Source organism: Paraprevotella clara YIT 11840 (assembly GCF_000233955.1).
Classification (GTDB): Bacteria; Bacteroidota; Bacteroidia; order Bacteroidales; family Bacteroidaceae; genus Paraprevotella; species Paraprevotella clara.
On record NZ_JH376577.1, the window covers coordinates 31,538 to 46,102 of the forward strand.

Annotated in this window: 15 protein-coding genes; 4 read left to right on the forward strand and 11 right to left on the reverse strand. The window is 49.5% G+C overall.

Annotated elements, in window-relative coordinates:
- Window positions 1-7: 7 nt before the first annotated feature.
- The 5 genes from HMPREF9441_RS00185 to HMPREF9441_RS00205 all read right to left on the reverse strand — a co-directional run bounded on the left by HMPREF9441_RS00185 (window position 8) and on the right by HMPREF9441_RS00205 (window position 2,868).
- A complete protein-coding gene (locus tag HMPREF9441_RS00185) occupies window positions 8-334 on the reverse strand; it encodes a DUF4134 domain-containing protein (protein ID WP_008616533.1) in 327 nt (108 codons plus the stop codon).
- A gap of 201 nt (window positions 335-535) precedes the next feature.
- The gene (locus HMPREF9441_RS00190) at window positions 536-1,276 is read right to left on the reverse strand and encodes a hypothetical protein (RefSeq protein WP_004315328.1); all 741 of its coding nucleotides are present in this window, start codon (window positions 1,274-1,276) and stop codon (window positions 536-538) included.
- A complete protein-coding gene (locus tag HMPREF9441_RS00195; protein WP_326979452.1) occupies window positions 1,273-1,665 on the reverse strand; it encodes a DUF3408 domain-containing protein in 393 nt (130 codons plus the stop codon). Before HMPREF9441_RS00195 ends, HMPREF9441_RS00190 begins: the two co-directional genes overlap by 4 nt.
- A complete protein-coding gene (locus HMPREF9441_RS00200; RefSeq protein WP_004315326.1) occupies window positions 1,658-2,107 on the reverse strand; it encodes a DUF3408 domain-containing protein in 450 nt (149 codons plus the stop codon). Before HMPREF9441_RS00200 ends, HMPREF9441_RS00195 begins: the two co-directional genes overlap by 8 nt.
- Window positions 2,108-2,112: 5 nt before the next feature.
- On the reverse strand, window positions 2,113-2,868 hold the full coding sequence (locus tag HMPREF9441_RS00205; protein WP_004315325.1) for a ParA family protein: 756 nt from the start codon (window positions 2,866-2,868) through the stop codon (window positions 2,113-2,115).
- Window positions 2,869-3,096: 228 nt separating this feature from the next.
- On the opposite strand from HMPREF9441_RS00205, the gene HMPREF9441_RS00210 reads away from it, so the two are divergent.
- From HMPREF9441_RS00210 to mobC, 4 genes are all read left to right on the forward strand, one after another.
- Window positions 3,097-3,276 carry a hypothetical protein gene (locus HMPREF9441_RS00210; RefSeq protein ID WP_087943176.1) on the forward strand — a complete coding sequence of 60 codons (180 nt, stop codon included), beginning with the start codon at window positions 3,097-3,099 and terminating at the stop codon, window positions 3,274-3,276.
- A gap of 270 nt (window positions 3,277-3,546) precedes the next feature.
- Window positions 3,547-3,975 (forward strand): conjugal transfer protein MobA, encoded by a 429-nt coding sequence (gene mobA / locus HMPREF9441_RS00215; protein ID WP_005776212.1) that lies wholly within the window; start codon window positions 3,547-3,549, stop codon window positions 3,973-3,975.
- A complete protein-coding gene (gene mobB, locus HMPREF9441_RS00220; RefSeq protein ID WP_008616535.1) occupies window positions 3,954-5,204 on the forward strand; it encodes a conjugal transfer protein MobB in 1,251 nt (416 codons plus the stop codon). The genes mobA and mobB overlap by 22 nt, the downstream gene beginning before the upstream one ends.
- A gap of 41 nt (window positions 5,205-5,245) precedes the next feature.
- Entirely contained in the window at window positions 5,246-7,255 is a 2,010-nt protein-coding gene (mobC, locus tag HMPREF9441_RS00225) for a conjugal transfer protein MobC (RefSeq protein WP_005776214.1), read from the forward strand.
- 94 nt (window positions 7,256-7,349) lie between these two features.
- Here mobC and HMPREF9441_RS00230 read toward each other — a convergent pair whose 3' ends face one another.
- From HMPREF9441_RS00230 to HMPREF9441_RS00255, 6 genes are all read right to left on the reverse strand, one after another.
- A complete protein-coding gene (locus HMPREF9441_RS00230; protein WP_005776215.1) occupies window positions 7,350-7,763 on the reverse strand; it encodes a hypothetical protein in 414 nt (137 codons plus the stop codon).
- A 5-nt stretch (window positions 7,764-7,768) separates the two neighbouring features.
- Entirely contained in the window at window positions 7,769-9,223 is a 1,455-nt protein-coding gene (locus HMPREF9441_RS00235; protein WP_004315321.1) for an ATP-binding protein, read from the reverse strand.
- 128 nt (window positions 9,224-9,351) lie between these two features.
- Window positions 9,352-9,963: an RteC domain-containing protein gene (locus tag HMPREF9441_RS00240; protein WP_004315320.1), complete on the reverse strand. Its 612-nt coding sequence runs from the start codon at window positions 9,961-9,963 to the stop codon at window positions 9,352-9,354.
- A 246-nt stretch (window positions 9,964-10,209) separates the two neighbouring features.
- Window positions 10,210-10,623, reverse strand: a complete 414-nt coding sequence (locus HMPREF9441_RS00245) for a hypothetical protein (protein ID WP_004315319.1) — start codon at window positions 10,621-10,623, stop codon at window positions 10,210-10,212.
- Between the two features lie 292 nt (window positions 10,624-10,915).
- Window positions 10,916-12,223, reverse strand: a complete 1,308-nt coding sequence (locus HMPREF9441_RS00250; RefSeq protein ID WP_008019868.1) for a sigma-54-dependent transcriptional regulator — start codon at window positions 12,221-12,223, stop codon at window positions 10,916-10,918.
- Entirely contained in the window at window positions 12,204-14,549 is a 2,346-nt protein-coding gene (locus HMPREF9441_RS00255; protein ID WP_008616536.1) for a hybrid sensor histidine kinase/response regulator, read from the reverse strand. The genes HMPREF9441_RS00250 and HMPREF9441_RS00255 overlap by 20 nt, the downstream gene beginning before the upstream one ends.
- Window positions 14,550-14,565: the final 16 nt, after the last annotated feature.

Here is a 14,565-nt window from a genome sequence, read left to right on the forward strand (position 1 = left end):
TTGTTTATTAAAGGAAGAATGAGCGCAGGATGGTGGCGGCGACAATCAGGAAGATGCAAGCCCCGAACCACGAAGCGGCGGTCTTCGAGGTGTCCGGGTCGCCGGACGAAAACTTGCCATAGACTTTTACGCCTCCGATAAGACCGACTACCGCGCCGATGGCGTAGATTAGTTTCGTGCCTGGGTCAAAATAGCTTGAGACCATAGAGGTGGCTTCGTTGATGCCTGCCAGACCGTTTCCCTGTGCGAATACGGAGGCGGTGGCGGCAACCATAAGTGCCGCGGAAAGGATTGTTCTCTTGCTTTTCAAAGCGTTCTTGATGTTCTTGTTCATAAACTGTTCTTGTTTTAGTGCCGTCAAAAGGGTGGATGGTCCTTTGTCGGGCAGTTGATACTTTGTTTCTTTACTTTGGTTTAGTGGTTGCCTGTTTGTTTCTACGGACTTGGGCGTCTCCGTTGCGGGTGGCTGTACCTTGTACCGCCGTGCGCGTGGGTAATGTCATTCTACTTTTTCATGTCCGTTCTTTTTGGGTTGTCATACATAGTCGCGGATGTCGAAGTCCTCTATGTTGTCAGGTATCACGAACACCTTTTCTTTTTGTCGCGTCACGGTCATGTTCACCGTGTCCACGAAAACAGCCATCGCCTTTGCAAGCCTGTCACTCATCGCTTCATCGGTCAGGCGTTCCGTTATCCTTGTATAAAGCTCTGTCCCGTCCAGTTCCGTCATGACCTTTCCGGCGTGTCGCATTTCCTCACCGGACGGTGAATCCTTCCGTATGGTGCGTACAGCCATATCAATATCCTCGAAACTGCTTCCCGAAGCCTGCTTTTTGTCAGGTTCTTCGTACTCCAGTTCATCCTCTCCGTACTCCAGTTCCGAAGGAGGGATGCTCGTAAAGGTTTCATCGAGTTTGTCCTCCGGTACTTGTGTCGGGCGTGAGACGGTTTCCGTGTTTCCGTCGTCAAAAGTAGCCTCTTCCTCCGACAGCTCAATGCCTTTTTCCGAAGTGGCGGCTTCTTGCGCCGGTATGGCAGCGGTTGTCCGGGTCGATGCCATCTTGAAACGGCTCTTACCAATGATGTCCGAGGTGTCTGCGTGAGGCATGTCCTTATCCTTTCCCTGCTCTGCCGCCGTACAATCCAATGACCGCCACAACCCGGCAATGTGTCTGAAGAAACGGATAAGTTTCGCTTCCATGATGCGGTCGTAGAGCAACAGGGACAGAAACCACACGTTGCAGGCAACCGATACGATTAAAAACACCTTTGTCATAGTTTCACTTTTTGGGCGTTTTCAATCTGTTCCATGTACTGCGTTCCGTATTGCCAGAAATGGTCGCGGAGGATGTTGTCCACGAACTTGCCGATGCTCAAGCCGTTTTCCATCCGACTGGCGACGATAGCGACTTTCTCATGAATTTCTCGGCTGATGTATATACATTGCCGCGTTTTGATTTCCGATGCTTGCAGGAAAGTCGAGAGCGGTTTGTCTCTGCCTTTATCCTTGCGGAAGTCAACGCCGGTATTTTCCTGATCGTAGTCGGTTGTACACTTTGCTGCGCTGGCAGCGGTTCTTTCACTCTTTCCTGTTTGCAGGCAGTCTGCCTGTCGGTTCTTCTTTGTCCTTTTCATACTTCTTTGTTGTTTATTGTTTCTATAGATTATAGGATTCCATGTGCCGTTTGAACGATTCGGCTATCTCGTCTTGGAACAGCGTGAAATGGTGTGTCAGCACGTTGTCAAGAAAAGCCGCAATAGTCACCTCGTTGCCTCCGATTACATGGAGCATTTTCTGTATGCGGTCGTGGTACTCCTTGCGGATATATACCTGCTTGCCGAGCCTTGCCGTGATATTGGATCCACACATGAATACCGTGTCATAATCCTGCTTTTCCGGCTTGCCATTCCTGCGCTTGCGTTCCGGTTCCTCTTTGGGACGGGAAGCAGGCGATGTAATCACCGTCTGTAATTCTTCTTTCGGAGGTGGAGAAGGTGCGTTTCCGCCCGTACTTCTCGCTTCCGGTGGAATGCTTGTATCGTCCAGCCGAAACGAGTTGATTACGGCTTCGCTGTCGATGTCCTCGATTCTTGTTTTCTTTGCCATGACATTCAGTTTTTGATGATGCCGAGAATCTCATCCGCGAGTTTGTCAAGGTTGCTGCCGCGTATCAGCGTTTTGTCCGCAGGGAATGCCGTGGAACGGAATACAGCCTTGCGTTCTGCCGCTGTCTCCTTGCGGAAACGCTTGCTGTCCGGCAGGTATGTTTCCAGAATGGGCAGGGCGAACTCGGCACAGACTTTGTCGTATGCCTTGTATAGTTCTGTCTTTTCGCGTCCGTCCACCATGTTCCACACGAGATAAATCCCTTTGATGCCGGACTTGCCCGTGCTTATCATCTGTTCGTTGATGACAGTGGCGAACTTGATGGAACTCTCCATCACCACACGGTCGGCGATGATGGGCGTGAAGATATAGTCCATTTTGGAAATGGTCTGTACCACGTCGGCGTTGTTGATGGTTCCCGGCAGGTCGAAGAACACGAAATCGAGGTCGGGCTGCGCTTCTACCAGATTTTCTGCGGTTCTTATCGCGTCTTCCGCACGGCTGCATCTGATTGGGTACGGATTTTTCTTCAGCCGCTTGAGTTGCTCATACGCCAGCACTTTGTAATGCCCGTCCTCCATGACGGCTTTCATGTCACGCTTGCGCATATCATGGATACTGTACTGCGGAAAATCGCAGTCCACCACGGCTACGTTATAGCCTTTCACATAGTGCAGGTAGCTTGCCACAAGCACTGTCAGGGTTGTCTTACCCGCTCCACCTTTCTGCGTGGAGATTGCCACATAAGTTGCTTCTTTCATTTGTCTGATAATTTATTTGGTTATACATCTGTCCGGTGGCGGTAGCGTATTGCCATTCATACATACGCACGCGCTTCCATTTATTCCGCCATTCCTTAATCCGGCTGTGCCTGCGGGCATTCATCGGTCTATCCAATCACCCACGCCTTTATCAGTCCGTATGGACGTGTGCTTGGAAAACCGGCTGAATATGTACACCCGTGTTCAGCCGGTTGGATTGATGTCCGGATTGCTGTCCGAACATCCGGCGGAAGGAGTGTATTTTCAGTCCCACATCCGAATCACACTGCAAATAAACAAGGATATTTTGGAACTTGTATCACTTCTCCGGCAAGTGGCAGCACGTTGCGCCGGTTGACACTGATTGTCCGGGTCAAGCCTCTGTCCGATACTGTGTTAAGGGCGTAACTTTGCACCCGAACGGCAGGGTTCGCCGCAGGTGGCGCAGCCCGGAGTTTGAAAGGCATTCCCCCCAATCCGTCCCCGACGGATTTTTATGTTCACCTGAACATAGCAAGGTATGTTTTCAGCCGCTCAAAATATTTTGAGCATCCCGGAAAACGCCTTGCCCTTGCAGGGGGCGGGCTTACCCTCCGAAGTCGGGAAGCCTCTCAAACCTACGGTGTCTGTGCCATGAAGCGGCGGCTTATGCCGTCAAACCGCTAAATCCAAAGTAATATGAGTGAAAAAAAAAGAAACAAAGGCGGGAGAAATCCCAAACTCGATCCGGCGGTGTTCAGATACACCGTCCGTTTCAGCGAGGAGGAACACAACCGTTTCCTCTCCATGTTCGAGAAGTCGGGCGTTTACGCCAAGTCGGTTTTCCTGAAGGCGCACTTCTTCGGGCAACCGTTCAAGGTACTGAAAGTGGATAAAACGCTGGTGGATTACTACACCAAGCTATCTGATTTTCATGCGCAATTCCGCGCAATAGGCACGAACTACAACCAAGTCGTGAAGGAACTGAGGCTGCATTTTTCCGAGAAAAAGGCGATGGCGTTGCTCTACAAACTGGAGCAACAGACCGTCGAACTCGTGAAACTGAGCCGCCAGATTGTGGAACTGTCTAAAGAGATGCAGGAAAAATGGTCGCAAAAATCAGCGTAGGAAACTCGTTGTACGGCGCACTTGCCTACAACGGGGAGAAGATCAACAAGGAGGAAGGGCGGCTGCTGACGACCAACCGCATCTACAATGACGGTACGGGAACGGTGGAGATCCGCCGGGCGATGGAGGACTTCCTCGCCCTGATGCCCGTGCGGTCGAAGGTGGAGAAGCCGGTGGTGCATATCTCGCTCAACCCGCATCCCGACGATATGCTGACCGACACCGAGCTTCAGGACATCGCGCGGGAGTATCTGGAGAAGATGGGCTTCGGCAACCAGCCCTATATGGTGTACAAGCATGAGGACATAGACCGCCACCACCTGCATATCGTGACGGTGCGGGTGGACGGGGACGGCAGGAGCATAGACACCCGAAACAACTTTTACCGTAGCAAGCAGATAACCCGCGAGCTGGAACGGAAATACGGGCTGCATGACGCGGAACGGAAAAGCCGCCGTACCGATATGCCGCTGCATAAAGTGGATGTTTTGGCGGGCGATGTGAAGAAACAGGCGGGGAATGTGGTAAAGGAACTTAACCGCCGTTACCGTTTCCAGACGATGGGCGAATACCGCGCCCTCCTTTCCTTATATAATATGACGGTGGAGGAAGCGCGGGGCAACGTGCGCGGACGGGAATATAATGGGCTGGTCTATTCCGTTACGGACGACAGTGGCAACAAGGTCGGCAATCCTTTCAAGTCCTCGCTCTTCGGGAAGTCCGTCGGCTATGATGCCGTACAGAGAAAGTTCGCCCGTTCAAAAACGGAAATCAAGGACAGAAAACTCGCCGACATGACGAAGCGCACCGTCCTTTCCGTACTGCAAGGCACGTATGACAAGGAGAGGTTCATTGCCACACTCAAGGAGAAAGGTATTGACACCGTGCTGCGCTATACGGAGGAAGGACGCATCTACGGGGCCACGTTCATCGACCACCGAACAGGATGCGTGTTGAACGGCTCACGCATGGGCAGGGAACTGTCCGCCAACGCCTTGCAGGAACACTTCACGCTGCCATACGCCGGACAGCCGCCGGTTCCGCTTTTCATTACCACGGAGGGTCAGGAGGAAACGCAAGCTCCGTCCACTCCCGAATACGGAAGGGACTTGGACGGCATGGGCTTGTTCTCTCCCGAAGGCCCGGCAGTGGACGCCGAGGAGGAAGCCTTCATCCGGGCGATGCAGCGCAGGAAGAAAAAGAAGAAGCGCAAGGGCTTGGGAATGTAATCAGTCAGACAAAGTATCAACAATCAAAACAATTTCAAGGTATGTCACAACAAGAAGACGATTTGAGGGCATTGGCGAAAATCATGGATTTTCTGCGTGCCGTGAGTATTATTTTAGTGGTCATGAACGTGTACTGGTTCTGTTATGAAGCCATACGGCTCTGGGGTGTGGACATCGGTGTGGTGGACAGGATACTGATGAACTTCAACCGCACGGCGGGGCTGTTCCGTTCCATCCTCTACACGAAACTATTTGCCGTCCTCCTGCTTGCCCTGTCCTGTCTGGGGACAAAGGGCGTGAAGGGCGAGAAAATCACGTGGGGGAAAATCTGGGCGGTCCTTGCCGTGGGCTTCGTGCTGTTCTTCCTCAACTGGTGGATACTGGCCCTGCCATTGCCGGTGGAGGCGGTGACGGGACTGTATATCCTGGCCGTTGGTGCGGGCTATGTATTCCTGCTGATGGGCGGTCTGTGGTTGAGCCGCCTGTTGAAGCACAACCTCATGGATGATGTGTTCAACAACGAGAACGAGAGCTTCATGCAGGAAACGCGGCTTATCGAAAGCGAGTATTCGGTCAATCTTCCGACACGGTTTTACTACAAAAAGCGTTGGAACAATGGCTGGATCAATGTCGTGAATCCTTTTAGGGCTTCCATCGTGTTGGGTACTCCGGGCAGCGGTAAATCCTATGCAGTGGTAAATAATTTCATCAAGCAGCAGATAGAAAAGGGCTTCTCGATGTATGTGTACGACTTCAAATTCAGCGACTTGTCCACGATAGCATACAACCATCTGCTGAACCACCCGGAGGGCTACAAGGTGAAACCGAAGTTTTATGTGATAAACTTCGATGACCCGCGACGTTCGCACCGTTGCAATCCCATTCACCCGGACTTCATGGAGGATATTACGGACGCTTATGAGAGTGCGTACACCATTATGCTCAACTTAAATAAAAGTTGGGTGCAAAAGCAGGGCGACTTTTTCGTAGAATCGCCCATCATCCTTTTCGCGGCTATTATCTGGTATCTCAAAATTTTCCAGAACGGCAAGTATTGTACATTCCCCCATGCGATTGAGTTCCTGAACCGCCGCTATGAGGATATTTTCCCGATACTGACCTCTTACCCGGAATTGGAAAACTATCTTTCTCCGTTCATGGACGCATGGCTCGGAGGGGCTGCGGAGCAGTTGATGGGGCAGATAGCAAGCGCGAAAATCCCTTTGTCAAGGATGATTTCTCCGCAGCTCTATTGGGTGATGTCGGACAGCGAGTTCACGCTGGACATCAACAACCCCGAAGAACCGAAAATACTCTGTGTGGGCAACAATCCCGACCGTCAGAATATCTACGGGGCCGCTCTCGGTCTGTATAACTCCCGTATCGTGAAACTCATCAACAAGAAAGGGATGCTGAAGTCGTCGGTCATCATCGACGAGCTGCCCACGATTTATTTCAAGGGGTTGGACAACCTTATCGCCACCGCGCGAAGCAACAAGGTTGCCGTGTGTCTGGGCTTTCAGGATTTCAGCCAGTTGGTGCGCGACTACGGTGATAAAGAAGCGAAGGTCGTGATGAACACCGTCGGCAATATCTTTTCCGGTCAGGTGGTGGGTGAAACCGCCAAGACGCTTTCCGAACGCTTCGGTAAGGTGTTGCAGAAACGGCAGTCCATTTCCATCAACCGGCAGGATGTTTCCACCTCCATCAACACGCAGATGGATTCACTCATCCCGCCGAGCAAGATTTCCGGCTTGACGCAGGGTATGTTTGTCGGTTCGGTATCCGACAACTTCAACGAACGTATCGAGCAGAAGATTTTCCATTGCGAGATTGTCGTGGATGCCGAGAAGGTGAAGCGCGAGGAGAAAGCCTACAAGAAAATCCCCGTCATTACCGACTTTACGGACGGGGACGGCAACGACCGCATGAAGGAAACGGTTCAGGCGAATTACAGGCGCATCAAGGAGGAAGTGAAGCAGATTGTTCAAGAGGAACTGGAACGTATCGCAAATGATGAAAACTTGAAACACCTGTTGCAGCAGAAATAACAGATTCCTTTATATATGAAAAAGGGGATGTGTCAAAACACCCAAAATATGAAAATTACCCCTGTCACAGATATCTGTAGCAAGGGTAATTTTGTTAAAAAGAGAGTTTTGACACCCTCTTTTTATTCTCAGATTTGAGATGCTTGTTGATGGTGGTAATGGCAAGCATCAGCAAATAATTTTTCAGTTCTGTATCGTCTTTAAGCAGTATGCTGTATTCTTCGGCAAACATTCTCAACAGTCTGGTTCTGAGTTTCGACATTTCTTCACCGAAAGGTATCTGTCGGTTTTCTTGCCAATACTCAATCACTACGGAAGATACCAGCCACTTGAACTCGGATTTCATCTCTTTGCCGAGTTTCTTGAAGCGGATTTGTTCGCTAATTGGCGGCTCGTTGTATGGCATTATGTCTGCCGGGTCATAAACGGATATACTGCCGATACCATAATCCATGATTATCGGTAAATCAGTTTTTACATCATTCTTATGTTTCTTCTTTTTAGCCATACCCGTTATTGTTGCAGGAAACCTTTACCTTTATCAGTAAGATAGTATTTCTGTTGCGGACTCTTGGAGCCTATGGGATAAAGTGAAAGGACCAAACCGGAATTTATTGCCGGATGGATATAGTTCTTTAAGAAATTCCTTTTATCTTTCATTCCCGTTTTCTCCATGATTTCTTTAGCAGAGAGAGTGTTGTTCCCAATAGCAGACAACAGTTTTCCTAACTGTGGGGTTACTGTGGGGTTACTATAGGGTTGCTGTGGGGTTGCTGTGGGGTCTTGTCCTACTGTAGTTCTTGTATAATGAAACACAATCCATACAGCATTGCCGTCGGTATGAAACTCCGGATCCGGAATACCGACACGGCGACATTCGTTTACCATAAGGGCTATGCCACGTCCCCAACTCTCCAATACTGCACTTTTGTACAGCACATTGGCTACTATCAGATTTTGTGGTTCGGAATTGTGGCCACCCAACAGTTTCTCAATGGTAATATCAGGCGGAAATGTTCCGCTGTTTTCAATCTCCACGCGGTCATCATAGATAGCAATCCCGACTGAACTGCCGGGGCGATGGTAAACACGATGTGCAAAAGCATTTATGCAACATTCTCTCAATGCCTTATATGGCACATTCAGTTCCTCTTCTCTGTACAAACCTTCAATTTTACCGGAAAGGGACAAATGCTTGAAGAAAAATGCCATTGCAGCATCCAGCAAGTTGAATATATTGCCTGTCACACGCTGATTATCTAAAAATTCATCTTTTGTCGTTCCTTTGAACCGGGCTAAACGGAGCAGACATTGGGGATAATGGTAGAAGTTTCGTCCGAATAGGACAACGGAAGCATTGTTCAGCTTTCCATCATTCAACAAGTCAAATTTTTCAAGGATGGTTCGGACATCCTCCTGCATAGAACCTTCCGGCAAACGTCCGCCTCTGATTCCTCCACGTACTGCGCCCAAGATTGCCGTTTCGTCAAGGTCGGATATTTTCAAGCTGGGATTTTGCATGGAATCCCAAGCATAGGTTCCGCCTCGCTGCATAACCAACAGGTTGTATATACCCTGCGGCATGGCAGATGTAACGCTCTCTATCCGTTGATAAGCCCTCCCCTTATAGGTGAACGGGCGCATATATCGTTGTTCTTCCGCTGATAAAGCTATAACACTTTTGTTCGTTCCCGGAATGTCTGTATAGGATATATCAATGGTCGCAAACGGCTCGATTCGTCTGATGGTTTCCGCAATATCGCGCTTCGTCTTGTCGCTCACTTCCTGACCGATAATCTTTCCCTTGTCGGTTACACCGAACAGCACCGTGCCGCCCGTACCGTTCAGGAAGGCACAAAGAGTTTCCATTCCACGCTCCAACTGCCCGGTAGTTTCTTTGAACTCAACTGTCCCGCCTTCGGCTCCGGCAATCAGTCCGTTCAATATTTCGAGGTTATCTATTTTCATCCGTCATTGATTAATACTTGCAAAGTTAATGATTTTAATCGGCTTTCCGGCAGATAATAGAGTGATTGTAAATGAAGAAGGATAAGAAACCGTATAATCCGGCCGCTTATCCTTTGTTTGGCATTCGTTTATCTCCTCATCCGCTCCAATTCATCGTCATGTCGCATCTTCGCGTTCAGTTTGTCCTGCATCTTTTCAAGGAAGTAGGTGCGACTGTCGCTTTTCCTGCGTTTGATGTCCGTATAGAAGCGGTAGCAGTCTTTGGACTCCACACCGAAAAAGGAATAGAGGACAGGGGCAAGCTCTTTCAGCGAAGCCTTGCCGCCATTGATGCAGCCGGTGGCGTAGAGGGCATAGATTAGCTCTACCAACTCGACGGCATTACCGGTCCATTGCAGGGCTGGGACTGTGGCTTTGGTTTCGGATGTGGATGTTAGTGGTGGCACGGAGGTAATTGCAGAAGCGGATACTATCTTCTGCATCTTTCGGATGAAGGATAACGCCTTGCGGATATACACAGTGACGACATTCTCCTCCGATACCGACAAGTTCTGTGGATGGTGCTGTAATTCGATTTCGGCAAAAGCCAACGCCACAATAATATGCTTGGCATCATTGCCGCCGTAGCACAGGTTTATTACTTCCTGCACGAATCCGCCGTATGCCGTTTCCGTGCTACCGTTGTCTTTTCCGTTTATCATGGCGAAAAACTGTGTTTCCGCCAGTATGAGATGGTTCATTATCTTTTCTGTTTTGAGGGTTTACACTTGTTTATCAGTGTGCGCACACTGATATATGGTGCAAATCATAGCCCTAAACACGAGAAAAGATTGTGAGAAAATTGTACTACATTGTTTTTCAGAAAGATAAAATTCAAAAATAATTTTATCCTTGATTGCATCCCTTGTGAAATGTGTTCAGATTCTGAACATGTGTTCACTTTCTGAGCACGGAAATCCCGCCAAGATGTTCATAATCTGAACATTTTATGCCCGTGGCTCTTTATGATAGGTAAGCCGGATTACTCCGTCCCTATAAGTTTTGTTCTCCATAAGCCGCCAGTCATTCATAGGTAGTGCTGACTTGAAAAAATGCGCTCCGTTTCCGTCGATGGTTGGAACAACGTATAGTATGATTTCATCTATCACGTTCATCCGTAACAGTCCGTTGGCATATTCGGTATTCCCGGCAGTTACTTCCAACAAATGGCAAATGCTTCCACCTTCCTCCCTCCATTCTTGAAGCACGGATACCGAATAGTCGGATGTCAGCTTATACAGGGCATTGGCACGTATTTCATCCATACCGTAATCTTCGGTTTGAAGCAACCGCTTCCGGGGATGCAGTTTCATCGGACAGCCATCTATTGAGATAACGGCAAGTAATTGTATTTTCGCCATAACGTATTTTCTTTCCTTTTTGGCGAGGCAAAAAAGTAGCGTGCAATTCACACTACTTTCAAGCGATGGCTCTGGTAAAGCCTTTACGGAGAGTACGTGAATGCACGCTATGCGTAAGCATAGCATAAGCATCACGCAATCGTCTCCGTAGTTTCAATTTACCAGATTTTCGCTCGAAACGCCTTGCGGTCTTATGTCTATATCATCGGCGAAAAGTTACCCGATCGCCTGCTATTTTCTGAAATACAATTGCAAAGTTAATCAATTATTGCCATTTACAGCCATACTCCGGTCAGTTTTCTTCATTCAATCCATACTCTACCAATTTATTATACAGCGTTGTCCTGCCGATACCCAGTATCTTTGCAGCCATTTTCTTGTTACCGGCTGCTTGTTTCAAAGCACGCAGGATACGTCCTCTTTCTTCATCCCCGCTCTTCAATGTAAAACAAGCGGAAGTAGCGGACGGTTCATTGTCAAGTTCCAAATCGGCTTCGGTTATCATATCGCCTTCTGATTGCAGGACTGCCGTCTGTATCTTCTGTTTCAACTCGCGCACGTTGCCCGGCCACGCATGGGCGAGCAGGGCATTACGGGCAGATGCGGCAAACCCTTTTACTTCACGTTCCAACTCACGGTTTGCCATTTCACGGAAGAACTCGGCCAATGGCATGATGTCTTCCGGGCAGTCGCGCAAGGGCGGCATGGTTATCACATACTCCTGCAAGCGATAGAGCAAATCCTGCCGGAACCGCTTTTCCGTTACGGCTTTCTGCAAATCCTCGTTGGTTGCAGCCACTATCCTCACGTTGGCTGTTTTGTCCTCCTTTGCACCGACGGGACGGTAACGGCGTTCCTGTATGGCGCGGAGCAGCATCTGTTGCATCTCCATTGTTAGGTTGCCCACTTCGTCAAGGAACAGCGTGCCGCCATCCGCTTCCAGAAAATACCCCGTCTTGTTTGCTTCGGCACCAGTAAACGCACCCTTGACGTGTCCGAAGAAGGCGGATTGTATCAATGACGGGGACAAGGCTCCGCAGTCCACTGCCACAAAAGGTTTATCGGCAAGTTTGCTTTGTTGGTGTATATGTTGTGCGATATGTTCCTTGCCCGTACCGTTCTCGCCCAGTATCAGCACGCTCATCCGGGTGGTGGCTACAAGGCGCACACGTTTCTTGATTTTCTGATAGGCTTCGCCCTGCCGGACGAATATCGGAATGTTCCATTGTAGTCGCTTTTCATGTTCTTTTTGCAGGGTGCGGATAAGCGGTATCAGTTTATCCTCCAACAACTGTTTCTGTATGTAATCCTTTGAGCCGAGCTTCATACTTTCCACTGCCGTATGCACCTCCCCGTAATTGGTCATAACGATAAACACCTGCTGTTTGTCGTTGGCACGCATCCACCGTAACAACTCTATGCTTTCACCGTCGGGGAGGCGTAGGTCGGCAACGACAATATCATCCACCTCTGACTTTGCCAATAGTTTCTTGGCAGTGGCAAGATTATATGCCGACATAGTATCGAAGCTGTCTTTCTTCAGCAGGTTGCAGACATAATCGTTATAGACGGGGTTGTCCTCAATCACAAATACTTTCATCCGACAACCTCCTTTCCTTTTGCGCAAGTTCTATGATAACTGTTCCCATACGAAGCATGGCATCCACGCATTTCCGCAATTCCATTTCGGAACATTCAGATTCTTGATGCAGCAGTTCATACAGGTTCCACAAGGGTTTGTCAGCACGGATAACAGCCCATGAACTTCGCTGACGGTGCATCCATTCGTCCAACGCCTTGCGGTCATTCCTCTCCATGATTTCCCGGACAGCCTGCATATCCTTTTCTGTTTCGGTTATCAAACGGTCGAGCATCGCCCGTTTGTCACCATATGCAAGCAGAGAGGACAAGTCGGGAAGTTCATCCTTGTCCGTACTTGTCAAAAGGCATTTGTCTGATACAGCAACCAGTTCGGAAATGGAAAATGGCTTGAACAGGCAGGCGGTAAATCCATTTTCCAACAGCTCCTCTTCGCTGCAACTGCCGGAGGCGGTCGCCACGACAATGGGAATCTCTTTCGAGTTGCTGACACTTGACGAGCGTAACAACTCCAACACCTCATAGCCGTTAATCTCCGGCATTTTCATATCGGTTATCATGAGGTCGTATGTGTGCTGCCGCATGGCTTCCATTGCATCGCCAATAGTGGTGAACGTGTCGCAATGCACACCTATACCAGCATACATTTCCTTTGTCATGGATAATACCATCGGATTGTCGTCCAATACGATGACAGAATAAGGTCTTTCTATATGAGCCAGACTTTCTGCGGCTGTCTGTTCTTCAATACCAATATCGGCAGTGTTCATTGGCAACTCCACAGTAAAACGACTGCCTTCTCCTTTTTCGCTTTCCAAGCGTATAGTGCCGCCAAGCATCCCGACTATCTGTTTCACAATGCTTAACCCCAATCCGAAACCGTCTTGCGTGGCGGCGTTGGAAAGCCGCTCGAACGCTCCGAACACTCGCTGTTGTTCTTCCGCACTCATGCCGGTTCCGGTGTCCTCTACTACAAGGGTCAGCCTATTGCCGTCATAGCTTATGACAAGTGAAACGCTTCCGGCATTCGTGAACTTGACGGCATTGCCCAGCAGGTTGTCGCATATCTGTATGATGCGCTCCTTGTCGCCATTCAGGATAATACCCTCCGGGCACTCGATGGTAAGTTTAAGATCTTTTGCTTCTGCTTGTTGCGTAAACTCCGTTTGCAACAGCTCCGCGATGTTTTCCAAACGAAACGGACGGACATTCGCCTGTTCCTTGCCGCTGTCCAAGCGGAAGAAGTCAAGCAGGGAGTTGAGCATGTCGGTCATTCTCTTGGAGGCTTGCAGGATATTGTCCGCATAACCGCTTATCTTTTCTTCTTCGTTGTCCTGCATCAGTTCCGCATATCCATGTATGGCAGTCAGTGGTGTGCGTAGCTCGTGGGTGATGGTGTGCATCGCTTTCTTGCGTGAGGCTATCAACGATTCGTTTTGTTTTACTGACTTTTGCAGTTGCCCGATTAAATCTGTTGTCTTACGTTTGTACTGCTTGATGCGGGTGGCATAGCGGTGAATGATGATGTATGAAATAATGAGCAACAGCAGCATGACACCCGTTATGATACCTACCTGCAAGAACGACTTTTCACGCATAGCGGATATTTCCGCCTCACGTTCCTGCAAGTCAGCCTGCACCTTGTGGTCCATCTGCTGGATAAGGGTTTGCAGTTGGCGGTTCAGTTCCGCATTGCGGCTGGCAAGGCTGTCGGCATATTCCGACAGACGATGGCTTTGGGCACGTTGTTGCGCTATCATATCACGGTTCAGTGTGTAGAGCATCGTGGTGGTGGTCGTCGGAGGTGCTTCCTGTTTCTTGCCGAACAACCCGAGAAAACCTTTCCTCCTCTGTTTCTTCGGCTCTTCCTGCCTGCTCGTTTGCACTATCACCGGCACCTGCTTGGCTATCCGGCGGTTGATGTCCGCCTGTTGTTCCAGAGCCTCCATGATGGCGCACAGCCGCTTTTCCTTGTCCTCCAGCAAGTGGCGCACGCTGTCTATGCGCACCGATTCGTAATGGCTCTTGAAGCGGCAAAGCATACTATCCACCGTCATCCGTTGCCGCCGGTATGCCGCCACATCCTTATCGTCCCATTCCAGCACCGACTCGCCCAAAAGAGACAACTCCACCACACCCACATACGCATCGTGTGTTTCCTTGCGGAAGCGGTTGATTTCACGGTTCTCCCGTTCCAGCAACTCCAAGTCGCGCCATTCTCCGAGCCACGTGCAGATGATGCCGCCCACCAGCAGGACTATCAACAGATAGCCTGCGGCAAGCAGCTTGCGGAAATGCTTGGTAGTGGTAACGAATTGTTCGCTCATTTGCTGTTTGTGTAAA